25 protein-coding genes are annotated in these 23,954 nt (G+C 64.9%); 11 read left to right on the top strand and 14 right to left on the bottom strand.

Translation table 11 applies throughout. The annotated features are described in order from the left end of the window. Positions 1-66 precede the first annotated feature (66 nt). Together hmgA and FUT88_RS15810 are read right to left on the bottom strand one after the other, a co-directional pair. Positions 67-1,413 carry a homogentisate 1,2-dioxygenase gene (hmgA, locus tag FUT88_RS15815; RefSeq protein ID WP_147216532.1) on the bottom strand — a complete coding sequence of 449 codons (1,347 nt, stop codon included), beginning with the start codon at positions 1,411-1,413 and terminating at the stop codon, positions 67-69. 63 nt (positions 1,414-1,476) lie between these two features. Beyond that, on the bottom strand, positions 1,477-2,877 hold the full coding sequence (locus tag FUT88_RS15810) for an MFS transporter (protein WP_147216530.1): 1,401 nt from the start codon (positions 2,875-2,877) through the stop codon (positions 1,477-1,479). Positions 2,878-3,010: 133 nt separating this feature from the next. Here FUT88_RS15810 and FUT88_RS15805 point away from each other — a divergent pair, with 133 nt between their 5' ends. After that, complete coding sequence (locus tag FUT88_RS15805) at positions 3,011-3,928, top strand: LysR family transcriptional regulator (RefSeq protein WP_147216529.1); 918 nt, start codon at positions 3,011-3,013, stop codon at positions 3,926-3,928. Positions 3,929-3,931: 3 nt separating this feature from the next. Here FUT88_RS15805 and FUT88_RS15800 read toward each other — a convergent pair whose 3' ends face one another. Genes FUT88_RS15800 through kdgT form a run of 4 tightly spaced genes read right to left on the bottom strand, consistent with a single transcriptional unit; the run spans position 3,932 to position 7,095 of the window. Continuing rightward, a complete protein-coding gene (locus tag FUT88_RS15800) occupies positions 3,932-4,780 on the bottom strand; it encodes an ureidoglycolate lyase (protein WP_147216527.1) in 849 nt (282 codons plus the stop codon). A gap of 38 nt (positions 4,781-4,818) precedes the next feature. Then, entirely contained in the window at positions 4,819-5,577 is a 759-nt protein-coding gene (locus FUT88_RS15795) for an SDR family oxidoreductase (protein WP_147216525.1), read from the bottom strand. Beyond that, positions 5,574-6,032 (bottom strand): nuclear transport factor 2 family protein, encoded by a 459-nt coding sequence (locus tag FUT88_RS15790; RefSeq protein WP_222614273.1) that lies wholly within the window; start codon positions 6,030-6,032, stop codon positions 5,574-5,576. The genes FUT88_RS15795 and FUT88_RS15790 overlap by 4 nt, the downstream gene beginning before the upstream one ends. 46 nt (positions 6,033-6,078) lie before the next feature. Next, entirely contained in the window at positions 6,079-7,095 is a 1,017-nt protein-coding gene (gene kdgT / locus FUT88_RS15785) for a 2-keto-3-deoxygluconate transporter (RefSeq protein WP_147216523.1), read from the bottom strand. A 280-nt stretch (positions 7,096-7,375) separates the two neighbouring features. Here kdgT and kduI point away from each other — a divergent pair, with 280 nt between their 5' ends. The 4 genes from kduI to FUT88_RS15765 all read left to right on the top strand — a co-directional run bounded on the left by kduI (position 7,376) and on the right by FUT88_RS15765 (position 11,099). After that, entirely contained in the window at positions 7,376-8,212 is an 837-nt protein-coding gene (gene kduI, locus FUT88_RS15780) for a 5-dehydro-4-deoxy-D-glucuronate isomerase (RefSeq protein WP_147216522.1), read from the top strand. Between the two features lie 4 nt (positions 8,213-8,216). Beyond that, complete coding sequence (kduD, locus tag FUT88_RS15775) at positions 8,217-9,002, top strand: 2-dehydro-3-deoxy-D-gluconate 5-dehydrogenase KduD (RefSeq protein ID WP_147216520.1); 786 nt, start codon at positions 8,217-8,219, stop codon at positions 9,000-9,002. Between the two features lie 83 nt (positions 9,003-9,085). Beyond that, complete coding sequence (kdgR, locus tag FUT88_RS15770; RefSeq protein WP_147216518.1) at positions 9,086-9,937, top strand: DNA-binding transcriptional regulator KdgR; 852 nt, start codon at positions 9,086-9,088, stop codon at positions 9,935-9,937. Between the two features lie 109 nt (positions 9,938-10,046). Continuing rightward, a complete protein-coding gene (locus tag FUT88_RS15765) occupies positions 10,047-11,099 on the top strand; it encodes an aldo/keto reductase (protein ID WP_147216516.1) in 1,053 nt (350 codons plus the stop codon). On the opposite strand, the gene prfH is transcribed toward FUT88_RS15765, so the two are convergent. The 5 genes from prfH to FUT88_RS15740 all read right to left on the bottom strand — a co-directional run bounded on the left by prfH (position 11,096) and on the right by FUT88_RS15740 (position 15,969). Next, a complete protein-coding gene (gene prfH, locus FUT88_RS15760; protein ID WP_147216514.1) occupies positions 11,096-11,713 on the bottom strand; it encodes a peptide chain release factor H in 618 nt (205 codons plus the stop codon). The genes FUT88_RS15765 and prfH overlap by 4 nt on opposite strands. Continuing rightward, entirely contained in the window at positions 11,713-12,840 is a 1,128-nt protein-coding gene (locus FUT88_RS15755) for an RNA ligase RtcB family protein (protein ID WP_147216512.1), read from the bottom strand. Before FUT88_RS15755 ends, prfH begins: the two co-directional genes overlap by 1 nt. A gap of 262 nt (positions 12,841-13,102) precedes the next feature. Next, positions 13,103-13,309 carry a DUF2783 domain-containing protein gene (locus FUT88_RS15750; protein WP_147216510.1) on the bottom strand — a complete coding sequence of 69 codons (207 nt, stop codon included), beginning with the start codon at positions 13,307-13,309 and terminating at the stop codon, positions 13,103-13,105. An 18-nt stretch (positions 13,310-13,327) separates the two neighbouring features. After that, positions 13,328-15,007: an FAD-dependent oxidoreductase gene (locus FUT88_RS15745; protein WP_147216508.1), complete on the bottom strand. Its 1,680-nt coding sequence runs from the start codon at positions 15,005-15,007 to the stop codon at positions 13,328-13,330. A gap of 2 nt (positions 15,008-15,009) precedes the next feature. Then, positions 15,010-15,969, bottom strand: a complete 960-nt coding sequence (locus FUT88_RS15740; RefSeq protein ID WP_147216506.1) for an MBL fold metallo-hydrolase — start codon at positions 15,967-15,969, stop codon at positions 15,010-15,012. A gap of 288 nt (positions 15,970-16,257) precedes the next feature. Between FUT88_RS15740 and FUT88_RS15735 the strand changes: the two genes are divergently transcribed. From FUT88_RS15735 to FUT88_RS15720, 4 genes are all read left to right on the top strand, one after another. Beyond that, the gene (locus FUT88_RS15735; protein WP_147216504.1) at positions 16,258-17,142 is read left to right on the top strand and encodes an IclR family transcriptional regulator; all 885 of its coding nucleotides are present in this window, start codon (positions 16,258-16,260) and stop codon (positions 17,140-17,142) included. Positions 17,143-17,256: 114 nt separating this feature from the next. After that, positions 17,257-18,309, top strand: coding sequence for a branched-chain amino acid ABC transporter permease (locus FUT88_RS15730; protein ID WP_147216502.1), 1,053 nt, complete (start codon positions 17,257-17,259; stop codon positions 18,307-18,309). A 4-nt stretch (positions 18,310-18,313) separates the two neighbouring features. After that, positions 18,314-20,140, top strand: a complete 1,827-nt coding sequence (locus tag FUT88_RS15725; RefSeq protein ID WP_147216500.1) for an ABC transporter permease subunit — start codon at positions 18,314-18,316, stop codon at positions 20,138-20,140. An 11-nt stretch (positions 20,141-20,151) separates the two neighbouring features. After that, the gene (locus FUT88_RS15720) at positions 20,152-20,895 is read left to right on the top strand and encodes an ABC transporter ATP-binding protein (RefSeq protein ID WP_147216498.1); all 744 of its coding nucleotides are present in this window, start codon (positions 20,152-20,154) and stop codon (positions 20,893-20,895) included. An 18-nt stretch (positions 20,896-20,913) separates the two neighbouring features. On the opposite strand, the gene FUT88_RS15715 is transcribed toward FUT88_RS15720, so the two are convergent. After that, positions 20,914-21,255 carry a hypothetical protein gene (locus tag FUT88_RS15715; RefSeq protein WP_147216496.1) on the bottom strand — a complete coding sequence of 114 codons (342 nt, stop codon included), beginning with the start codon at positions 21,253-21,255 and terminating at the stop codon, positions 20,914-20,916. Positions 21,256-21,359: 104 nt separating this feature from the next. Beyond that, the gene (locus tag FUT88_RS15710; protein ID WP_147216494.1) at positions 21,360-21,869 is read right to left on the bottom strand and encodes a GNAT family N-acetyltransferase; all 510 of its coding nucleotides are present in this window, start codon (positions 21,867-21,869) and stop codon (positions 21,360-21,362) included. Positions 21,870-22,033: 164 nt separating this feature from the next. On the opposite strand from FUT88_RS15710, the gene FUT88_RS15705 reads away from it, so the two are divergent. Both FUT88_RS15705 and FUT88_RS15700 read left to right on the top strand, forming a co-directional pair. Continuing rightward, on the top strand, positions 22,034-22,903 hold the full coding sequence (locus tag FUT88_RS15705) for a D-amino-acid transaminase (RefSeq protein ID WP_147216492.1): 870 nt from the start codon (positions 22,034-22,036) through the stop codon (positions 22,901-22,903). 65 nt (positions 22,904-22,968) lie between these two features. Next, positions 22,969-23,523, top strand: coding sequence for a surface-adhesin E family protein (locus tag FUT88_RS15700; RefSeq protein ID WP_147216490.1), 555 nt, complete (start codon positions 22,969-22,971; stop codon positions 23,521-23,523). 40 nt (positions 23,524-23,563) lie between these two features. Here FUT88_RS15700 and FUT88_RS15695 read toward each other — a convergent pair whose 3' ends face one another. Further along, positions 23,564-23,788 carry a hypothetical protein gene (locus FUT88_RS15695; protein ID WP_147216489.1) on the bottom strand — a complete coding sequence of 75 codons (225 nt, stop codon included), beginning with the start codon at positions 23,786-23,788 and terminating at the stop codon, positions 23,564-23,566. Positions 23,789-23,954: the final 166 nt, after the last annotated feature.

Below are 23,954 nucleotides of genomic sequence, written 5' to 3'. Positions count from 1 at the left end.
GCGCCATCTAGGGCAGGGTAGGGCCACACCTTCGCGGCGCTTGCCTTGGCGTCAAGGTCGATTTGGTTAACGCTTGGTCGGGTCGAAGTGCTTTTTCAGGCCTTGCCAGCATTCGAAATATTTGGCTTGCAACTGCGCCGATTCCGCCGCGAAGCGCGTGGGGCGGATCACGGCTGGCGTTTCGAACATGAAGGCCATCGTTGCGTCGACCTTGTGTGGCTTGGTGGTGTCGCCGTTGCTGGCTTTCTCGAACGTGTCGGCGTCGGGGCCGTGGCCGCTCATGCAGTTGTGCAGGCTGGCGCCGCCGGGCACGAAGCCTTCGGCCTTGGCGTCGTACACGCCCTGGATCAGGCCCATGAATTCGCTGGCGACGTTGCGGTGGAACCAGGGCGGGCGGAACGTGTTTTCGGCGGCCAGCCAGCGCGGCGGGAAGATCACGAAGTCGATCGTGTCCACGCCCGGCGTGGCGGACGGGCTTTGCAGCACCAGGAAGATCGACGGGTCCGGGTGGTCGTAGCTGATCGAGCCGATGGTGTTGAACAGGCGCAGGTCGTACTTGTACGGCGCGAGGTTGCCGTGCCAGGCCACGACGTCCAGCGGCGAGTGGCCGATCTTCGCGGTCCACAGGCTGCCCTGGAATTTTGCGACGAGTTCGAAGTCACCCTCGCGGTCTTCGTACCACGCGTGCGGGGTGAGGAAGTCGCGCGGGTTGGCCAGGCCGTTTGAGCCGATCACGCCGAGGTCTGGCAAGCGGAAGGGCGCGCCGAAGTTCTCGCAGATGTAGCCGCGTGCGTCGCCATCCGGCAGTCCGACGCGGAAGCGCACGCCGCGTGGGACGACCACAATCTCCAGCGGTTCGACATCGACCACGCCCATCTCCGTCAGCAGGCGCAGGCGGCCTTGCTGCGGGACGATCAGCAGTTCGCCGTCGGCGTTGTAGAAGAAGCGGTCGGTCATTGACGCGTTGGCGGCGTACAGGTGGATGCCGCAGCCGGTTTGCGCGTCCGGCCCGCCGTTGCCGGCGAAGGTGACGATGCCGTCGATGAAATCGGTGCCGGCGGCAGGTGCGGGCAGCGGGTCCCAGCGCAATTGGTTGGGCGAGGGCGGCACCTCGTTGAAGTTGCTGTGGAAGCGGCCTTGCGCCATGGCTTCGAACGGCAGATGCACGGCGCCCGGACGGATGCGATACAGCCACGAACGGCGGTTGTGCGCGCGCGGGGCGGTGAACGCCGTGCCGGAAATCTGTTCCGCATACAAGCCATACGGCGCCTTCTGCGGGGAGTTCTGGCCGTGCGGCAGCGCGCCGGGCAGGGCCTCAGTGGCGAACTCGTTGCCGAAGCCGCTCTGGTAAGCGGGCCGGTCCAGCGACGCGGGGGTGAATGCGTTCTTGACCGTCGGGGCGAGCATGTTCATGGTGAAGTCCTTGGAAAAAAAGTCAGGAGCGTCTTCAGGGAAAGCGTAGTCGTTACCGGGCCATCAGGCGGGCTTGCCGGTTGCGCGACCGGAGGCAAAGCGTGCGGCGTCCGGGCCACTGGCGGCCAGCGTAAGCGCCAGCACCATGCCGAACGACACCATCGCCGGCACCGCAGCGGCCGAGAACAACGCCGGGCCGCTCCACTGCATGGCAATCAGTTGTCCGCCGATCACCGGGCCGATGACGGAGCCGATGCGGCCCACGCCGAGGCTCCAGCCGATGCCGGTGGCGCGCAGCGTGGTGGGGTAATACGTGGCGGCGAGCGCATTCACCGCAGGCTGCCCGCCGACGATGCAGAAGCCCGCCACGAACACCACCGCCACGAGCACGGGCAGCGCAGCCGCCACATGGCCGATCAGACCGACGGTGACGCAGGCAATCAGGAAGCACACGGCCAGCACCCGCACAAAACCCAGGCGATCGATCAACCGGCCCAGCGTGAGCGTGCCGATCACACCGCCTACCTGCAGCGCGGTCGCCACCAGCACAGCGGTATCCGTCGGATAACCGGCATCGCGAATCAGCGTCGGCAGCCAGTTCGACAGGAAGTACAGGTCGATCAGGTTCATGAAGTTGATGACCCACAGCACGAGCGTGACCTTGGCGCGGCCTTCCGTGAAGAGCGCGGAGACCGGCATGCCCCGCGCGGGCGCCTCGGGCACCACGAATTGCGTTTGTGCGTTCACCTGAAGTTGCGGGGCGAGCTTGCCCAGCCAGCGAGCCAGGCGTTGATGGCGCGTTTGCGAATCACCCTTGAGCACGAGGTATTGCAAGGATTCCGGCAGCCACAGCACCATCATCGCGCCAATGGCGAGGGGTACAAGGCCGCCCACCAGAAACACCGACTGCCAGCCGAAGCGTGAAAGCAGCGCCGCGCTCACAAAGCCGCCCAGTGCCGCGCCGACGGTAAAGCCGCACGACACCAGCATCATCCAGGTCACTCGAGTGCGTGCGGGGCTGAACTCGCCGGCCAGCGCCATCGCGTTGGGCATGATGCAACCCAGCCCCAGGCCCGTGATAAAGCGCAGCACCAGCAGCGCCTGCACCGTTTCTACCTGCGTGGTGGCCAGCATGCACACCGCAAAAAAGAACGTCGCGACGATCAGCACCGGCCGCCGCCCGAAGCGGTCGCCCAGCACGCCAAACACCAGCGAGCCGACCAGCATGCCGAACAGCCCCGCGCCAAATACCGGCCCGAGGCTGGCCGTGGTGATGTTCCAGTCCTTGATGATGGCGGGCGCCACATAGCCCATGGCCTGCACGTCAAAGCCGTCGATGATCAGGCACAGACCGCAGATGGCGAGCAGCAGGATCTGGAAGCCGCCGACCTTGCCTTGGTCGATCAGGCGGGCGAGGTCGATGGGCGTGGATGGCGCTTCATGAGCAGCGGGGGCAGGGCGCATGGTGGTCTCCGGTGGCGGCGTTGCCGCTCTGTTCTGGATTCTTGGTATGCGCGTATTGTCCGGATCAGATGAAAATTTGGAATATCAATGCGAGAATGAGCGCTATTGATATTGTGAATGTTGTGGCGCTGCCATGCTCAATCTGCGGGATGTCGACCTGAACCTGCTGGTGCTGTTTCAGGAAATCCTGCGCGAAAAGCGCATCTCCGTCGTGGCCGAGCGGCTTGGTCTGTCGCAGCCGGCGGTGAGCAACGCGCTGTCGCGCCTGCGCCAGACCTTCGATGACGAACTTTTCGTGCGCACCCCGCGCGGCATGATGCCGACCGCACTTGCCGAGCAGTTGGCCGAACCGGTGGCCACGGCGCTCGACACGCTGCAACGCGCTTTCGGCCAGCGCACGCATTTTGATGCGGCCACTTCCACGCGCACCTTCACGATTGCCATGAGCGATGTCGGCGAGGTGTATTTCATGCCGGTGCTGGCGCAGTTATGTGCCGAGCAGGCGCCCGGTGTGCGCCTCGATACCATGCGGGCTGGCGGGTTCGACATGAAGGCCGAAATGGAGGCCGGCGCCATCGACCTTGCCATTGGCGCGTTCGATGATCTTTCCGGCGAGAGCCTCTTCCAGCGTCGCCTGTTCCGGCAGGATTACGTGACGATGTTCCGGCGCGGCCATGCGCTGTCGGAAGGCAAGCTCACGCTGGAGCGCTTTCGCGCCGCGTCGCACCTCGTGGTGGCGAGTTCGGCCAGCCCGTACAACGCGATCGGGCCGCAGCTCGACAAGGCGGGGATCACGCAGTCGGCGCGTTTTTCGGTGCCGCACTTCGTGGCGGTGCCGTACATCGTCAGCACGACGGATCTGGTGGTGACGGTGCCGCGCAAGCTGGCCGAGCGCGCGGCGCCGCCGTTCGGGTTGGAGTTTGTGGCGCCGCCGCTCAAGCTGCCGGCGTTGCAGACGAATGTCTTCTGGCACCGGCGTTTCCATCAGGACGCCGGCAACCAGTGGCTGCGCAACCTCGTTGCGCAGCGCTTTGCCGAACTGGAAGGCTAGGCGTCAGCTGGCCGAGACCGTGCGTTGCAACTGTTCGCCCAAGCCGGCGATGCCCAGGCGCATGGTCTGCCCAGGCTTGAGGTAGACCGGGTTCGGCTTGATGCCCAGGCCCACGCCCGGCGGCGTGCCTGTCGAGATGACATCGCCGGGCTGCAGGCTCATGCAGCGGCTCAGATACGCCACGAGTTGCGCGACGCCAAACACCATCGTCCGCGTATTGCCGTTCTGATAGCGGTGGCCGTCCACCTCCAGCCAGAGGTCCAGCGCCTGCGGGTCGGGCACCTCGTCGCGCGTGACCAGCCACGGCCCCAGCGGGCCGAACGTGTCGAAGCCCTTGCCCTTGTCCCACTGGCCGCCGCGCTCGATCTGCCATTCGCGCTCGGAAACGTCGTTGACGATGGAATAGCCGGCCACGTAGTCCAGCGCGTTGGCTTCGTCGATGTACTTGGCGGGCTTTCCGATGACCACGCCCAGTTCGACTTCCCAGTCGGTCTTGACGGAGCCGCGCGGGATCTCGATGTCGTCGTTCGGGCCGCAGATGGCGCTGGTCCATTTGTTGAAGACGACCGGCTCGGACGGTACCGGCAGGCCGGATTCCGCGGCGTGGTCGGCGTAGTTCAACCCGATGCAGATGAACTTGCCGACACGCCCGACGCACGGGCCAATGCGGGGTTGGCCGCTGACGGCCGGCAGCGTGGCAGGGTCCACCTCGCGCAGCCGGGCGAGCGATGCATCCGACAGCACATCGCCTGCAATGTCGTCGACGATGCCCGACAGATCACGGAGGGTGCCGGTTGCATCGAGCAGGCCGGGTTTTTCTTGGCCCTGGGGGCCGAAGCGCAGCAGTTTCATGAAAGGCTCAGATCGGTTGGGGGAAAGGCATCAAGGTATCAATTTGACCAGCCGCCGTCGATCAGGTGGACTTGCCCGGTCGTGAAGGCGGCTTCGTCGGAAGCCAGATACGCGGCCAGCGCGGCAATCTCTTCCGGCTGCCCGAGGCGCCCCATCGGCTGGCGTGCGACGAACGCGGCTTCAACTTCCGCGCGCGGTTTGCCCTGAGCGCGGGCTTGTTCATCGATACGCTGGGTGAGCGATGGCGATACCACCGTGCCGGGGCAGATCGCATTGCAGCGGATACCGCGCGCCACAAAGTCTGCCGCCACGGATTTGGTCAGCCCGATCACCGCCGCCTTCGATGCGCCATACACAAAGCGGTTCGGCACGCCCTTGATGCTCGACGCGGCGGACGACATGTTGATGACACTGCCGCCGCCGCGTTCCAGCATGCCCGGCAGGAACGCGCGCAGGGTGCGGTACATCGACTTGACGTTGAGGTCGAACGAGAAATCCCACGCATCCTCATCGCACTCCAGCACCGAGCCGGCGTGCACGAAGCCCGCGCAGTTGAAGAGGATGTCGATGCCGCCAAGCTCGGCAGCGAGCGCATTGACCTGTTGGGTATCGCGCACGTCGAGGCGGCGGACCTCGAACGGCACATCGTTCAATGCATCGATGCGCAGGTCGGTGGCGATGACGCGGGCGCCTTCGCGGGCGAAGCGCTCGGCGCAGGCGCGGCCGATGCCTTGCGCAGCGGCTGTCACGAGCGCCGTCTTGCCCGCCAGGCGCCCGGGGAAAGCGGCGCCGCTCATTCTTTGGGCAGCAGGTAGGCCTGACGCGCAAACAGGCGCCAGCCGTCCGGATGCTTCTTCCACACCTGCAACACGCCGATATGCGCGGTGCTCGTCTTGCCGTCGGGCAGGTTGTTGACGGAGTCGAACACGTGGCGCACCCAGGCGTTGTCGCCGTTGACCTGCACGGTCTGGTTGGTCAGCGCAATCGACTTGAATGAATTCGTGCCGTCCAGCGTCTTGAGGAAGGCTGCGCGGTCTTCCAGCTTGCCCGACGAGTGGCCGTAGGTCAGATCGTTCTCGATCATCTTGGTGAGCGTGGCGCCATCGCTGGCGACCATGGCAACGCGCAGTCGCTCCACGGCTTGCGCAACCGTGTCGGCATCGGTGGCCGCATGGGCGAGGGCGCTGCCGGCAGCGAGCGCGACGGTCATCGCAACGCCCGCAATGCAGCGGACAAACGTGTGCAACAGCATGGGCAATCTCCTCTCTGATGGTGTGTGCGCTGCATCGCAGGCGGGGTCAGAAATGGGCTTCGCGATGCGCGGCCTGGGGCGGCAGGCTCGCGGTTTCCGGCTCGGGCAACGGGGCCGCGCGGCCCACACGCCGCACCCACATCGCGGTCAGGATTGGCACGAGAATCGCCGTGACGAGGCACGCCGTGGCCACCAGCGCCGTGGCAGCCGGCACCATGGGTTTGAAGCGGGGAATCATCTCGCCGATGATGGCCGGGTTGGCGACCGCCGCTCCGGCCGTGGAGGAGGCCGCCAGCCCTGCCGCGCCATTGCCGCCGGCGATGAACTTATCCGCCAGAATCAGCGGCACGCCTGTGATGACGATCACCGTCAGGCCGAGCAGCAGGCCCGGGAGCCCGCTGTTGGCAATCACGTGCAGGTCGATGCCGTTGCCCAGCGCAAAGCCGAAGAAAGGAATGAGCGGATGCACGCAGCGGCCGAACAGCTCGCGCAATTCACTGTCGAGGTTGCCCAGCGTAAAGCCGATCAGGAACGGCAGCACCGCCCCCACGAACAACCGAGGCTCGAACACCGCAACGCCCGTGGCCCCCAGGATCAGCATGCTGACCAGCGGGCCCGATTCGACCGACATCAGCACGAATGCGCCGGCTTCTTCCTTGGTGCCGTACTGCTGCATGACCGCGGCGTAGAGCCCGCCGTTGGTCATGTCCATCGACGTGGTGATTGCCAGCACCGACAGCCCGGCAAGGATGCCGGTCTTGATGCCTTCGTCCGGGATGAACTGCGCAGCCACCAGCGTCGCCAGCCACGCCACGGCAATCTTGGTGACGAGCAGCGTGCCGGACTTGCGCAGCACCACGCCGGTGGCATGCAGGTCGATGGTCGCGCCCATGCAGAAGAACCACACCGCCAGGATCGGCACCGTGCCGGTGATCAGGCCGTTGGTGAACGAGCCGAAGTACTTCCCGGCATCGGGCGCGAACGTATGCACGCATGCGCCCAGCAGCAGCGGCACGAGCATCAGCCCGCCCGGAATGCGGTCAATCGCCTTCTTGATCTTCACGTCTCCTCCATGAGCCTCTATGGGCTCGGTTGGTCAGGGTCCAGCATCGTGGAGTGACTATAGCGGATGATGTGGAACGATGTTCCATGTTTTTTGACGTCGTGGATTTATCGTTTACCCTCAGGCGCAAATGTGTGCGGCGCAGCGTGACCCAGCTTGATTTCGGCTTCATCTCAAAAATATGGATCGACGTTCCGTATTTCTGTTTTTTGTGCTTCAATCCAACCCAGAACGGCCGGCGGCGCAGTACATGCCGGCGCATCCCCAACGGAGAAACGGCATGGAAGTGCGGCAAGGAATCCACAGCGAACACGCAAAGACCCTCGACACGGCGGGGCTGCGCCGGCAATTTCTGGTGGAGCAGGTGTTTGAGCGCGATGCGCTTCAGCTGACGTACAGCCATATCGACCGGATCATCGTTGGCGGCGCATGGCCGGCCACGCGGCCGGTGGAGGTGCCGACATCGCTGGCCAAGTCGATGGGCGTGAGCCATCTGCTGGAGCGCCGCGAGCTGGGCGCGATCAACATTGGCGGCGCGGGCTGGGTGGAAGTCGATGGCACGCGGCACGCCGTTGGCAATGAAGAGGCCATCTACATCGGCCAGGGAGGCCAGAATGTCGTCTTCGGCAGCGACGATGCAGCGCGGCCGGCCAAGTTCTACATCAACTGCGCGCCGGCCCATACGGCGTATCCCACGCGCACGATCACGCTGGCGCAGGCGTCGCCCGAAACGCTGGGCGATCCGGCCACGAGCAACCGTCGCACGATCTACAAGTTCATCGTGCCGGACGTGCTGCCCACCTGCCAGCTGTCGATGGGCATGACCAAGCTGGAGCCCGGCAGCCTGTGGAACACCATGCCGTGCCACACGCACGAGCGTCGCATGGAGGTCTATTTCTATTTCAACCTGCCGGACAACGCCGCCGTGTTCCACATGCTCGGCGAGCCGCAGGAGACGCGCCACATCCTCGTCCACAACGAGCAGGCGGTGATCTCGCCAAGCTGGTCGATCCACTCCGGCGTGGGCACCCAGGCGTACACCTTCATCTGGGGCATGGTCGGCGAGAACCAGGTGTTCCACGACATGGACCACATCGCCATTGCCGACTTGCGCTGACACCATGCGGCTCGAGAATCCCTATCTGCAGAGCGCAAGCCTGTTCGACCTGACCGGCAAGGTGGCCATCGTCACCGGCAGCAACACGGGGTTGGGCGCGGGCATGGCGACGGCGCTCGCGGCGGCTGGTTGCGACATCGTCGGGGCCAACCGCTCCGACCCGGCGCAGACGGCCGCGCGCGTGGAAGCGGCCGGCCGCCGGTTCGTCGACGTGCGCGCCGATCTGTCTTCGCTGGAGCCGATCGGCAGCATTGTCGAAGCCGCGATGGACACCTTCGGCCGCGTCGACATCCTCGTCAACAACGCCGGCATCATCCGCCGCTGTGACGCGCTGGAATTTTCCGAAGCCGATTGGGATGCGGTCATCGACGTCAACCTCAAGGGCGTGTTCTTTCTCTCGCAGGCGGTGGCGCGGCAGTTCGTGCAGCAAGGCGGGCGCGGCAAGATCATCAACGTGGCGTCGATGCTGTCGTTCCAGGGCGGCATTCGCGTGCCGTCTTACACGGCATCCAAGAGCGGCGTGCTGGGGCTCACCCGGCTGCTGGCCAACGAGTGGGCGGGGCGTGGCATCAACGTCAACGCCATCGCGCCGGGCTACATGGAAACCGACAACACAGCGCAACTGCGCGAAGACCGGCAGCGCAGCGAAGAGATCCTTGCGCGTATTCCGGCCGGGCGCTGGGGCGTGCCCGACGACCTTGCCGGCGCCGTGGTGTTTCTGGCTTCGGCCGCATCGGATTACGTGCACGGCCACACGCTCGCGGTGGATGGCGGCTGGCTGGCGCGATAGGCAAATCGGCGGGTGGATTGATGGAACGCGGTATGAGACCGGTTATGCTCTCTCCAGATTTTGAAATCACGGAACCACGAGAGATGAAAGCCACGCCCCGGCAACGCAAGCCGGAAGATCCGTCCGCCAACGAACCCCTCGATACCGGTGCGGATAAAGCCGAATCGGTCTCGGCGGTCGACAAGGTGTTCACCATCCTGGCCGCGATGGGGGAGCTTGGCGCCGTTGGCCCGAGCGAACTGTCGCAGCGCCTTGGCATGTCAAAGACGACCGTGCACCGTTTCCTGCAGTCGCTCAAAGGCCTCGGCTATGTCGCACAGGAAGGCGACACCGATCGGTATCGGCTGACCATCCGCTTGTTCGAGCTTGGCGCCAAGGCGCTGGAAAACGTCGACCTCGTCCGCGAGGCCGACACCGAAATGCGCCGCATCGGTCAGCTCACACGCGAGGCCGTCCACCTCGGCGCGTTTGACGAAGACGCCATCATCTACATCCACAAGATCGATGCCGATTACGGCTTGCGCATGCAGTCGCGCATCGGCCGGCGTAATCCGCTGCACAGCACGGCCATCGGCAAGGTGCTGCTGGCCTACATGCCGCCGGAAGAGGCACGCGAGGTGCTGTCGAAGGTCGAGTTCAAGAAGTCCACGCAGAAGACGCTCGCTTCGGCCGAGGCCGTGCTGAGCATCCTGCCGCGTGTGCGCCAGCAAGGTTTTGGCGAAGACAACGAAGAGCAGGAAGACGGATTGCTGTGCATCGCCGTGCCGGTATTCGATCGCTTTGGCCGCGTGATTGCGGGGCTGTCGATCTCGTTCCCGACCATGCGTTGCGGCGCCGATACCAAGGCGCATTACGTCGCGCTGCTGCAGCAGGCAGGGGCGGCGATCTCGTCGCGTCTTGGGCATCACCCCGCATCCGCATCCGCATCTGACTGAGCGCTCTGCAGGATCAGCCAGTCCGTCCTATCCTCTGCGTTGTCTCTCGCATCTGAGATCTGAGCCTGTGCGCTCTGCATTCCATTCCCACCGTATTGGAGTCGATCACATGCGTTACAACCAGTTGGGCCGGACCGGCCTGTTCGTATCGGAGCTGTGCCTGGGCACGATGACCTTCGGCGGCAACGACGGCATCTGGCAGCACATTGGTGATTTGCAGCAGGCCGATGCCGAGCGCCTGATCGGGCGTGCGCTCGACGCGGGCATCAACTTCATCGACACGGCGGATGTGTACGCCAACGGTGTCGCCGAGCAGATCACGGGGCAGGCGCTCAAGAACCTGAAGGTGTCGCGCGACAGCGTGGTCGTCGCCACCAAGGTGTTCGGCCAGACCGGTGAGAGCGTGAATGCGCGCGGCGCTTCGCGTTTCCACATCATGGACGGCATCAAGGCCAGCCTGAAGCGCCTGCAGCTCGACCATATCGACCTCTATCAGATCCATGGTTTCGACCCGGCCACGCCCATCGAGGAAACGGTGCGTGCGCTCGATACGCTCGTCCAGCACGGTCATGTGCGCTATGTGGGCGTATCGAATTGGGCGGCGTGGCAGATCGTCAAGGCGTTGGGGATTGCGGAACGCCTGGGCTGTGCGCGCTTCGAAAGCCTGCAGGCGTATTACACCGTCGCCGGCCGCGACCTCGAGCGCGAACTCGTGCCGATGCTCCACAGCGAAGGCCTCGGCCTGATGGTCTGGAGCCCGCTGGCCGGCGGGCTGCTCAGCGGCAAATACACGCGCGAGCAGCACGGCGAGCAAGACAGCCGCCGCAACAAGTTCGACTTCCCGCCGGTGGACCAGGCGCGCGCCTACACCTGCGTCGATGCCATGCGCGTCATGGCCACGGTGCGCAGCGTGTCGGTCGCGCAGATTGCGCTCGCCTGGCTGCTGCATCAACGCGCGGTCACCACCGTGATCGTCGGTGCGAAGAAGATCGAACAGCTCGACGACAACATCGCTGCCACCAAGGTTGAGTTGACGGCGGAAGAGCTGTCGCAGCTCGATGAACTCAGCAAGCTTCCGCCCGAATACCCGGGTTGGATGCTGGAGCGGCAAGGCGAGTACCGGCGCGGCCAGCTTGCCGGAATCCGGCACGCTGCGCGCTAGTCTGCCGGCGCAAAACGTTCGCCTTTGAAAACGCGGCGCGGGTTGCCGCGCTCCAACTGGTGATGGAGCGCGCGCCGCTGCGCACGCTGTGCCGCATCGGCAGCCGCTTCGTGCTCCGCCAGCTTGTGAGCGAGCAGCAGCACCGCCAGCCGCTTGTTGGCGTGCTGGCTGCGCTCCGTCTGCACCTTCACGCTGATGCCCGTGGCGATATGCGTGGCCCGCACGGCCGACTCCGTCTTGTTGACATGCTGGCCGCCCGGTCCCGAAGAACGCGTGGTCTCGAAGCGGATCTCGCCCGGTAGCGTTTCCGACGGCGCCGCACAGCGCGCCACCCCGAAGAACCAATTCTTGCGCGCGTGCCGCGGTCGGTAAGGGCTCGGGCAGGTCCATTGGATCGTGCCTTCCCAGGCTCGCGCCACGGTCTCCTCAGCATGGCCGTCCAGGCTGATCAAGGCGGAACGCAGCGTGCCGGCGTATTCACCGTCTCCCTGTTCCAGCAGTTCGAGTTGGACGCCCGCGTTTGCGGATTCGCGTTGCAGGCGGTCCAGTGCTTTCGCCACGGCCAGCTCGCATTCGGCTGGACCTTGCGCAGAAGAGAGTTGCAGCAACACCATCAGCAGCACTCCCCACGCGTCTTGTACGTCAACACCGGGCGCAGGCGCGCGAGCACCTTGACCAGGCCAGCGTCCACCAGCGGCGCGATCACGCTTTCGATCGGCTTGTAGGCTTCGGGCGCTTCTTCGTAAATCAACTGCTTGTCTTCGCAGATGACGTGGCCGCCGAGCTTTGTGCGATTGAGCTGCGCAGGCGTGAAGCGGCGGACCAGCCGGTCCTTGCACTCGCTGCGCATCCACTTGCGGCCCGCGCCGTGGGCGAGCGAAAACAAGCCGTGCTCGCTCGGGCGTGGCGCGACGAGGTAGCTGTAATCGCCGCGCGAACCGGGAATGACGACCACGCCGGCATCCGACGGCGTCGCGCCCTTGCGATGCAGCCAGCCGCGTTCGCCAAACACCGTGGCCGGTGCGACAAAGTTGTGATGCACGTCGAGCAGCGCCTTGCCCTGCGCGTGCAGGCGATCAAGCATGCGACGCGCAATCAGTTCGCGGTTGGCCTTGGCAAAGTGCAGCGCCGTGTCGTGGCGCGTCAGATAGGCGGCGCACGCCGCATCGTCCTGCGCGAGCCCGGCGTGCCCATACGCGCGCACGTGCTCATCGAGGATGGCTTGGCCGAGCCCGCGCGAGCCGCTATGCACGAGCAGCAGAAGCTGGCGCGGGTCCAGCGGCAGTTCCTCTGCATCGTAGATCTCATCGATGCGCTGCAGCTCTGCAAAGTGGTTGCCGCCGCCGATGGTGCCCAGCGCGGCATCGAAGCCCGTATCCGCCGGCGCCAACGCGGCGGCAAGCTCGCGCCAGCTTTCGTCGAGCGGCGTATCGATGTTGCCCAGACGCTTTTCAAGCTTGTCGAGGCTGACTTTGCTGGCATCGAGGTCGGTCGACCACAGCGTCATGCCGCAGCCGATGTCGTTGCCGATCAGCGCCGGATACAGGCGGCCAACGGAGAAAAATGCGGCGCCAACGGGATAACCGCGACCGGGATGCAGGTCGGGCATGCCGGCCACATGGCGCACGCCGTCGAGCGCTTTGGTGGTTTGAAGTTGTCGGATCGCGTCGCCTTCGATCCAGGTGTCGTCCGAGGCGATCAGCGAGACGCCGTCGAACAAATGCAAGATGCAATTGCCCATGAATGGTCCATATCAGGTCTGAAGAAAAATCTGATGTGGCAGGCCGAAGGCCGGGGCAATGCGAAGACGCTGCGAACTACAGCGCGAGAGATTCGATCAACCCAGGCAAGGGCCTGCAAAGGGGAAAGCAAGGTGACGCATGATGTTTTTTCCTCCTATGCAAAATGGTTGATCGGTAAGCGGGGCGGATACTAGCACCGCGCTTTGCGCACTCGCAAGTACGATCAAACGTAAGTGTTGGATTGTTGAAACGCGACCGCGCTCAGGCGGCCCCGGCAGGCAATGCCAGTCGCGCCGCGGTCAGCGCTTCGCGCAGGACCGCCATGTCGCCGATATGGTTTGCGAGCAGCAGAATCAATTGCGCATTGAGCATCGCGCTCTGCTCGTCGCTCAGGTTGCGGTGCGCATCGATCAGCGCCTCGTAGAAATCGTCCGGGCGAGGCAGGTTGGGTTGCGTGTTCAGCGGCATGGTGATCGCGGTATTGGCTCAAGCGGAGACGGCCGCGCGCGACGTTGCCGCAGGCGCGGTCTGGCCGGTGGCGCGGAGCAACGCGGCGGCCAGCTTGGCCGGCACAAGCGCGCGCCAGCGTGCGCAGACGTGCTGGTCCGGGCGGACAAGATAAATCGTGCCGGGGCGTGCGTCATAGCGTTGCGCGACCAGCCCGTCGATGTCTTCCAGCGCCGTCACGTTGGCCGAGACTGTGCCCATGCCGCCAGCCGGGAAGATGGCCAGCGTCGACAGCGGTAGCGCATCGACGTGTTCTCCCGCGCCGGAGAAGCGCAGCGCGGTGAAGCCGCCGTGCAGATGGCTGAGGAGCCAATCCGCGCGGCCATCGGCCTGGCGTACCGGCGCATCGAGTGCGACAGCGCCGGGCACGAGCGTGCAGGCGAAAGGCGCCTCATCCGCTGTCTGCAACGGAGAACCTTCAAGCACCGTCGGCATCGAGAGCCGCCCGCTGTTGACCAGCGTCCGCGCAAACGGATAGTGCTTGGCCAGGCGCAGCGTGGCATCGCGAAAGAGCCGGCTGACGGCGCTCTTGGGCGTGATGAAATCGGTCGAGCGGGTGGAGTGGCGGATGTTGTCGTCGGCGGCAAACTCGCGCTCGCTCGCGTAGGTGTCGAGCAGCGTGTCGGGCGCATCGCCGGCCAGCACCATGCGCAATTTCCACGCGAGGTTTTCGGCGTCTTGCAAACCGCTGTTGGCGCCACGTGCGCCGAACGGCGAGACGCGGTGTGCCGCATCGCCGATAAAGAGCACGCGGCCGTGGCGGAAGCGGTCCATGCGTTCGCACGAGAACGTATAGACGCTGACCCATTCCAGTTCGAAATCGACGCCCTCCCCCAGCAGCGCGCGCACGCGTGGGATGACGCGCTCGGGTTGTTTCTCGGCCACGGGATCGGCGTCCCAGCCGAGCTGGAAATCGATGCGCCAGACGTTGTCGGGCTGGTGGTGCAGCAGCACCGATTGATTCGGGTGGAACGGCGGATCAAACCAGAACCAGCGCTCGCTCGGGAAGGGCGCATCCATGCGCACGTCGGCGATCAGGAAGCGGTCTTTGAACGTCTGGCCGCGGGCTTCGAGGCCCATCATGTGCCGCACCGGGCTGCGCGAGCCGTCGGCGGCGACCACGTATTGCGCGCGCTGCTCGTACGTGCCGTCGGGCGTCTCGATGCTGAGCGTCACGCCATCGGCATCCTGCGTGAGGCCCGTCACCTTGTTCTTCCAGCGCAGTTCGATGTTCGGCAGGGCTTGCGCGCGTTCAACGAGAAAACCCTCGACGTAGTATTGCTGGAGGTTGATGAAGGCCGGCCGGCGGTGGCCGGTTTCGGGCAGCAGGTCAAAGCTGTAAAGCAGTTCGTCCTTCAGGTAGACCTTGCCGACGTTCCAGCTCACGCCCTTGTCGACCATGCAGTCGCCGCAGCCGAGCCGATCGAAAATCTCCAATGACCGCTTGGAGAAACAGATCGCGCGCGAGCCGGTCGACAGCGTGCAATCGTCGTCAACGACGACCACGGCCACACCCTGCTGCGCCAGATCGATGGCCGTTGCCAATCCCACCGGCCCCGCGCCGACGATGACGACGGGGCGGGCCGCAGGTGCCGCGCCGGGCTGCTGCTCGGCGCACGGCGCATACGCGAAGATGCGATTCTGGAAGTCGGGATTCATGTTCAGCCTTGCAGGGCGGCCCACATTTCCTTGTCGCGCTCGGCTGTCCAGATGCGCGGGTGCTTGATGCCGCTGGCCTCGTCAAAGGCGCGCGTCACGTCAAACGGCAGGCAGTGCTCGTAAATGAAGACGTTGCCGAATTTCGGGTCCATGGCCGCGCGGGTATGCGCCATGGCAGCCTTCAAGTCCATCTTCTGCGCGACGGCTTCCTTGCCACGTTGCAGCAGCGTGGACACGAAATCCCGCGTATAGGCGAGCCCCTTGTCGACCTCGGTCGGATTGAGCAACGCGGGGCCGCGGCCGGGCACGAGCTTGTCGGCGCCGAGCGCGCGCAGCGCATCGAGTGTGGCGGGCCATTCTTCGAGCTGCGCGTCGCCGCAGTAGCAGGCGGCGTCGTATTCGACGAGGTCTCCGGAGAACAGCACCTTCTGCGACGGAATCCACACCACCGTGTCGCCCTTCGTGTGGCCGGGGCCGAGGTGCAGGATCTTCACTTCCAGCTGGCCAAGGAACAGCGTGAGTTCGCGCTCGAATACCAGCGTCGGCCAGGTCAGGCCGGGCACGGTTTCAACGCCCGCGAACAGGCGCGGAAAGCGCTCGATCTCGGACTTCATATCGGCTTCACCGCGCTCGACGATCATTTCGTACGTGCCGCGGCTGGCAATGATGTTCTGCGCGCCCTCGGCAAAGTACGCCGACGCGCCCAGCACGCGCACCGCGTGATAGTGCGATAGCACCACGTGCTTGATCGGCTTGTCGGTGATGGCGCGGATGCGTGCGATCAGGTCTTGCGCCATCGCAGGCGTGGCGGTGGTGTCGACGATCAGCACCGAGTCGTCGCCGATGATGACGCCCGAGTTGGGGTCGCCCTCGGCGGTGTAGGCGTAAGCGTTGGGGGAGAGCTGGGTGAAGGTGACTTGTTTGGCCTCGAGGTCGGCTTGCGAGGCGAAGGCTTTGGCCATTCTGTCACTCCTGGTGTAGTGGATTACGGTTGGGGGAATTGTCTTTCAACGTGTATGGGCCCAAACGCCAGGGTTGGGGTGCGCTAATACCGGGCCATACCGAACGCTGGCAATCATAGACCGCAGGGTCTGGAGATGCGCCTAGGGTATACGTGAATTATGATTAGAAGCATTGTTTCTACAATGCATAAAAATCAAAAAATAGTCGTCAGAGCGAGGCTGCGTGCTACGCTCGCAGCACTTTCTCGGCCCAGCACGGGCCAGCCCCAGCCAATACGCCCCCGAGACATGGAGACCACGGAAGTCGAAGACGACCTGCCACCCGATGGCGATGCAGGGGACGCGCGCGCAAGCCGTGACCGTTCGGGCATCCAATCCATCGAAGTCGGCACGCAATTGCTGGTGGCGCTCACGCGTGCCATGCGGGCGATGGCGCTCGGCGATCTGGCACGTGCGGCGGGCATGCATCCGTCCAAGGCGCACCGCTACCTGGTCAGCCTGCAGCGGGTCGGTGCGGTGTCGCAGGACCCGCTGACTGGCCGCTACGAACTTGGCCCATTTGCGCTGCGCCTCGGTTTTGCCAGCCTCAACCGCTCCGATGCCATCGTCCGCACGCGGCCGTTGTTGGCCGGCTTGCGAGACCAGACCGGTCACACCATCGGCATTGCCGTCTGGAGCGATCGCGGCCCGACCGTCGTGCATTGGGAAAAAGCCGGCGGCGCGCCTGGCGTGAACCTGCGCATCGGCGATGTCCTGCCGATGCTCAATTCCGCCACCGGCCGCCTGTTCGGCGCCTATCAGCCGATGGAGCAGACGCTGCCGCTCGTTGAACGCGAACTGCACGAGCGTGCCCGTGACGATCTCCCCGGCCTGCCGCGCTCTCTGACGGATTACTACCGCCTGTGCGAAGACGTCCGCACCGAAGGCGCATCGTGGGTGTCGGGCAGTCTGCTGCCGGGCGTGAACGCGCTGTCGCTGCCGGTGTTTGGCGCGCGCGGTCAACTTGTGCTGGTGTTGATCGCGCTGAATCTGCAACCGCTGTTTCACGCGCAGCGCGGCGGCGAGCTGGAGCACACGCTGCGCACGTTCGTGATGCGCTTGTCTGCCATGCTGCAGGCGCCCGCGGAAAGTCCTCCGAAGGCCAGCGGCCGGCGGAGCAGGGCGGCGCGTTAGGGTTGTCGCCAATTTCATCCTGCCGTAAGAAATTTACTATCTCGTAACTCGTGGCGCCCCCTTGCCCGGCCTACATCCGGTGCGAACTCCACGACTACAAGAACGAGGAGCTTCATGGACTTGTCGATTGCCGCCATCCTGGCGCAAGACGGCGTGACATCGGGCGCGATCTACGCGCTGCTGGCGCTGGCGCTCGTGCTGGTGTTTTCCGTCACGCGCGTGATCTTCATCCCGCAGGGCGAATTCGTGGCGTATGGCGCGCTCACGCTGGCGGCCATCCAGGCCAACAAGGCGCCGCTCTCGGCCAGCATGCTGGTCGCGCTGGGCGTGCTGACGTTCCTCGTCGAGATGGGCCGCACGCTGCTGCAACCGGAACTGCGCCTGCATGCGCTGCGCACCGGCGCCATCTATGCGGGCAAATACCTTGTCTTTCCGATTGCCGTGTACGTCGCTGCCCGCATGCTCGCCCCGATGACGTTGCCCATGATTGCGCAGGTCGCGTTGACGCTGCTGATCGTCATTCCCATGGGCCCGATGATCTACCGCCTGGCCTACGAGCCATTGGCCGAAGCCAGCACGCTGGTGCTGCTGATCGTTTCGGTCGGCGTGCACTTTGCGATGGTGGGCCTCGGCCTTGTGATGTTCGGCGCGGAAGGCTCGCGCACGGATGCGTTTTCCGATGCGCGCTTTGACCTGGGCGCGCTCAGCGTGTCGGGCCAAAGCCTGTGGGTGGTGGCCGTGTCGGTGCTGATGATCGTGGGGCTGTACTTCTACTTTGGCCGCACGGTGTCGGGCAAGGCGCTGCGCGCGACGGCGGTGAACCGGCTCGGTGCGCGGCTGGTCGGCATCGGCACCACGCAAGCGGGGCGCCTGGCGTTCACGCTGGCGGCGGCGTTGGGCGCCCTGTGCGGCATCCTGATTGCGCCGCTCACCACGGTTTATTACGAGTCCGGTTTCCTGATCGGCCTGAAGGGCTTTGTCGGGGCCATCGTGGGCGGACTGGTGAGCTATCCGGTGGCGGCACTGGGCGCGCTGCTGGTGGGGCTGCTGGAGTCGTATTCATCGTTCTGGGCGTCGGCGTTCAAGGAGGTGATCGTGTTCACGCTCATCATTCCGGTGCTGCTGTGGCGATCGCTCACCACCAAGCATGTCGAGGAAGAGGAATAAGTCGATGAACACGCTGACCAAATCTTCCGAAGGCACGGCGCAGCGCGGCTGGCTGTCGCGCAACCGCGTGCTGACCGCGTTGTTCGTCGTCGTGCTGGTGTTGATCCCGATCGTCCCCACGCCCGAGTTCTGGATCACGCTGCTGAACTACATCGGGCTGTATAGCCTCGTGGCGCTGGGGCTGGTGCTGCTCACGGGGGTGGGCGGGCTGACCTCGTTCGGGCAAGCGGCGTTCGTCGGCCTCGGTGCATACAGCACCGCCTATCTGACAACGCAGTACGGTGTCTCGCCGTGGATCGGCCTGCTGGCCGGGCTGGTTATCACCGTGGTCAGCGCCTACGTGATCGGCCTGATCACGATGCGCATGTCGGGGCACTACCTGCCGCTGGCGACGATTGCCTGGGGCCTGTCGCTCTTCTTCCTGTTCGGCAACCTGGAATTCCTCGGCAAGTACGACGGGCTGAACGGCATTCCGGTGCTGAACGTGCTGGGTAAATCGTTACAGACCGGCCGTGAGATGTTCTACCTGATCTGGGCTGTCGTTGTCGTGGCGGTGCTGGCGGTGCAGAACCTGCTGAATTCGCGCCCGGGCCGCGCCATCCGCGCGCTCAAGGGCGGCGGCACCATGGCCGAGGCGATGGGCGTGAACACCGCGTGGATGAAGGTGGTGATCTTCGTGTTTGCGGCGGTGCTGGCGTGCATTTCGGGCTTTCTCTATGCGCATCTGCAGCGCGCGGTGAACCCCACGCCGTTCGGTCTGAACTACGGCATCGAATACCTGTTCATGGCGGTGGTCGGCGGCGTGGGCCACGTGTGGGGCGCGGTGCTTGGCGCGGGTTTGCTGACCATCCTGAAAGACAGCCTGCAGAGCGTCCTGCCGAAGTTGCTGGGCTCCAACGGCAACTTCGAGATCATCGTGTTCGGCGTGCTGCTGGTGCTGTTGTTGCAGTACGCGCGTGACGGCGTCTGGCCGTTCATCCGCAAGCTTTTCCCATCGGCCCCCACGGCCCACGCACCCGAGGACGCGCCGGCACTGAAGCAGCGCGAGAAGCCGCAAGCCGGTGAACTGATCCTCGACGTACGCGCCGCGCGCAAGGAGTTTGGCGGCTTGGTTGCCGTGAATGACGTGAGCTTCCAGGTGAAGGCCGGCGAGATCATCGGCCTGATCGGCCCCAATGGCGCGGGCAAGTCGACCACCTTCAACCTCGTGACCGGCGTGCTGCCAGTCACGCGTGGCGAGGTGCTCTACCGCGGCGAGCGCATCAGCGGCAAGCCTTCGCGCGAGATCGTCAAACGCGGTATCGGCCGCACCTTCCAGCATGTGCAATTGCTGTCGGGCATGACGGTGCTGGAAAACGTCGCGCTAGGCGCGCACCTGCGCGGCGATTTTGCGGCGCAGGGCGGTGTGCTCGCCAGCGTGGTGCGCATGAACCAGGCCGAAGAGCAGAAGCTGCTGTTTGAAGCGCGCCGCCAACTGGAGCGCGTGGGTCTGGCCGATTGCATGTACCAGGAGGCCGGCAGCCTCGCGCTGGGTCAGCAACGCATTCTGGAGATTGCTCGCGCGCTGTGTTGCGACCCGGCGCTGCTGCTGCTCGATGAGCCGGCCGCCGGCCTGCGCTACAAGGAAAAGCAGGCGCTGGCTGCGCTGCTCACCAAGCTCAAGGCCGAAGGCATGAGCGTGCTGCTGGTCGAGCACGACATGGACTTCGTCATGAACCTCACCGACCGGCTGGTCGTCATGGAATTCGGTACCAAGATCGCCGAAGGGCTGCCGCAGGAAGTGCAGCAGAACCCCGCGGTGCTGGAAGCCTACCTGGGCGGCGTGGAATAAGGAGAACGCGCATGTCAGTCATCCTGGAAGTGAAGGACCTGCACGTCCGCTACGGCAAGGTGGAAGCGCTGCACGGGGCCAACCTGAAGGTCGAGGCGGGCCAGATCGTGACCGTCATCGGCCCGAACGGCGCGGGCAAATCGACCATGCTCGGCGCCGTCATGGGCGCACTACCGACCAACGGTTCGGCCAGCGGCGTGGTGTCGTATCTCGGCCACAACCTGAGCGGTCTGCCGGTGGAAAAGCGTGTGGCACGCGGCATGTGCCTCGTTCCGGAAAAGCGTGAGCTGTTTGCCACCATGAGCGTGGAAGACAACCTCGTGCTTGGCGCGTACCGCCGCAAGCGTGCGGGCGAGCGCAACTACCTCGACCAGATGGAGGTGGTGTACGACTTGTTCCCGCGTCTGAAAGAGCGCCGCACGCAGGAAGCCGGCACGCTGTCCGGCGGCGAGCGTCAGATGCTGGCCGTGGGCCGCGCGTTGATGGCCAAGCCGCAGTTGCTGATGCTGGATGAGCCCAGCCTCGGCCTCGCGCCGCTCATCGTCAAAGAGATCTTCCACATCATCAGCGACCTGCGCAAAACCGGCGTGGCAACGCTGCTGATCGAACAGAATGCGCGTGCTGCCCTGCAGGTGGCCGATTACGGTTATGTGCTGGAAACGGGCGACATGACGCTCGAAGGCCCGGCGCAGGAATTGGCCGTGAATCCGCGCGTGATCGAAACCTACCTGGGTCTGGCCAAGAAGGCCGCTTGAGCGCGTCCCGGTGCAGGATCAATCGTCGTAATCGCGACGATGATGCCGGCGCCATTCACGCTCGCGCCAGCGTTGTTCGCGCCATTGGCGTTCCTGCCATTCGCGGCCGCGCCCATCGTCGTAGTAGCCCGGTGCAACGATGACCGGTTGCGGCGCGACATAGACGGGCGGCGGTGCGTAGTAAGCCGGCGGCGGGGGCGGGGCGTATACCGGCGCCGGAGCATAGACCGGCGCGGGCTCGACATAAACCGGTGCAACAGGCACGCCGATTCCAATATCGACATTGACGCGGGCCAGGGCCGCCGTCGACGACAGCGCGGCGGCGGCTGCCAGCACGTACAACGCGAAGTTCTTATGCATGTAGGAATTCCTCAAGACGTCGCACTGTAGTTCAACGGGGTGCGGGCGGTCTTACAGAAGATATACGGATGTTGCAAATTGTAACGGAGTGACGCGGCGGCCGCTCAAGGCAATCGCCGCTCCATCATTTCAGCATTCGCTCCGTACACGGTGCGCAACGCTGCCAATGCGGCGCTGTCCATGTCGGCGGATTGGTAACCAAGGCGTCGCCAGAACACATCCGCGCCTTGCACCGCCACCAGCCGCGATTGGCGCAGGCCCTGCGCCCGGGCGCTGGCGGATGCCATGGCGTAAAGTCGCTCGCCCAAACGCTGGCCACGGCCCGCTGGCGCGATGGCCATGTCATGCACGAACCACAGCACGTCGGCCACATTCGCGGCGGGGAGCGGCACGTGCAATTTGGGCGGCGTCCATGCGTGCCACGCATGCGAGAGCAGGTAGCCGACCACCTCGCCGCCGCGCAAGGCGACCAGGCACAGGGCCGGATTGCGCGCCCAGCGGCTGGCAAGCGCGTCGCCCGGTTCGAGAAAGCCGTCGCCGTAACACGCCTGCTGCACGGCCAGGATGCCCGGCAGGTCGTCTGCAAGGATCGAGCGGATGACGAGTTCGGGCATGGGTGTGCGGTCGGACGAAAACGGCAGAGTTTAACGGAGCGTTTTCGCACATCATGCCGTTTTCGCATAACGTGGGCACACATCGTTATTCGCGGCATGGCGCACGTATCCTGTAGATTCGTTGGCAGGGCAGTCCCGCCCACACTTGAATCCTCTCTCCCAGCATGTCGCGAATCATCTTCCTGAATGGCCAATACGTGCCGGCCGCCGAAGCCACCGTCTCTGTCATGGACCGTGGCTTTACCTTTGCCGATGGCATCTATGAAGTGACCGCCGTGGCGCGCGGCAAGCTCGTCGACAACGACGCGCACCTTGCCCGCCTGACGCGTTCGCTGTCCGAGATCGGCATCGACAACCCATACACCGCCGCCGAATGGACGCGCGTGTGCGAAGAGCTGGTGGTGCGCAATGGGCTGGAAGAGGGTGTGGTCTACATGCAGGTCACGCGCGGCGTGGCCGAGCGCGATTTCGGCATCCCGGCCGACATCACGCCGACGGCCGTGGCGTTCACGCAAGTCAAATCCATCGTCGACAGCCCGCTGGCCAAGAAAGGCGCAACCGTGGTGACGGTGCCCGACCTGCGCTGGAAGCGTTGCGACATCAAGAGCGTCGGCTTGCTGCCGCAGGTGATGGCCAAGCAGATCGCCGCGCGCGCCGGCGCGCACGAAGCCTGGATGACCGACGGCGACCGCGTGACCGAAGGCGCGTCGTCGACTGCGTTCATCATCACCGCAGATAAGCGCTTGATTACGCGGCCGCTGTCGAACGCCGTGCTGCCGGGCATCACGCGTGTGTCGATCCTTGCGCTGGCGCGCGAACATGGCCTGACGATGGAGGAGCGCACCTTCACCGTGGCCGAAGCCCAGCAAGCCGCCGAAGCGTTCTACACGAGCGCGTCGACGTTTGTGATGCCCGTCGTGTCCATCGACGGCGTGCAGATCGGTAACGGTCAACCCGGCCCGCTGACGCAGGCCCTGCGTACGCTGTATCTGCGTTTTGCCGGCGTGGACGTTGCCGAGCCCGCCGAGATGTGACGTAGGCGGTTGCGCCAGCACGGTAAAATCGCCCGCTAAGTTTTTGTAGCAAGGCGAGACATCCCATGAAAACAGGAGGCTGGCGCTGGCAAAGCGCCATCGCGGCGACCGCTCTGGTTGCCGCGCAGTGGGCAGCGATGCCCGTATCCGCACAAACCATTTCTGCGTCGGCCGCTGTGCCGACGGGGGCCGCGCAAGCCGTTTCGGGCGATGCGGCACCCGCCCTGGAATCAGCCCGCGCCGATTCCCGGTGGCGCCGCTTCGAGAGCATCAACGGCATCGTTTCGTATATCGACCGGCAATCGGTCAAGCCGGAGCCCGGCGCCGAGACGGATGCCAATTCGCACACCGTGCATTTCCGGTTGCTGCGCAACGTGCTGCCCGACTTTACGATCAAGACGGCTGATGGGCAGCCGATTCGCTCCTCGGTTAAACAGGTGGTGCTCGATTGCGCGCGACATAGCTATACGGTGATTGCGCAAACGCTCTATCGCGCGCGCAATGCCACCGGCAAGCCGCTTTACCAGATCCACTACGGCGACGAAGCGCAAAGCCGCTCGCTGCGCGAAGGCAGCGTGTTCGAATGGATCGCCGGCCGCTTCTGCGGGGCGGGCCGCTAACGTCGTGACAAACCTGGGCGGCGTCAATGCCGCGGCGTGGTCAGATCGGCGCGGGTTCCCGGCTGTCGCTTCCGTCCTCACTTTCTTCACGGCCTCGCGCGTAAGGCTGGCGTTCCTGCTCAAGCTCCGGATACCGGCGTGACGCGAAACCCATGGCGGCTTCGTACGAGCCGAACTGGTTGGATTCGGCGGCCACGCCGTCGTTGACCAGGATTGCGTACCACTTCCCGTAGAGCGGGCCGTACACCACGACCTTGCTTTTCATTGTCTTGTCCCTGTTTCTTGTATCGATGGCCGGCAACGCGGTTTGCGCGAAGCGGCGGCTCGAGCCGTCCGGGCGCCAGGTCATGGCGCGCCGTCAGCGTGGTGGCGGACGATGATTACAGTGTGTTACACGCGCGTCAACGTTTGCGTTGGGCGCAATCCTCTAG

This window comes from Ralstonia sp. TCR112 (assembly GCF_007997035.1).
In the GTDB taxonomy this organism is placed as follows: Bacteria; Pseudomonadota; Gammaproteobacteria; order Burkholderiales; family Burkholderiaceae; genus Ralstonia; species Ralstonia edaphi.
Note: the sequence above shows the minus strand (reverse complement) of the source record. Positions and strands in the feature narration are given on the sequence as shown.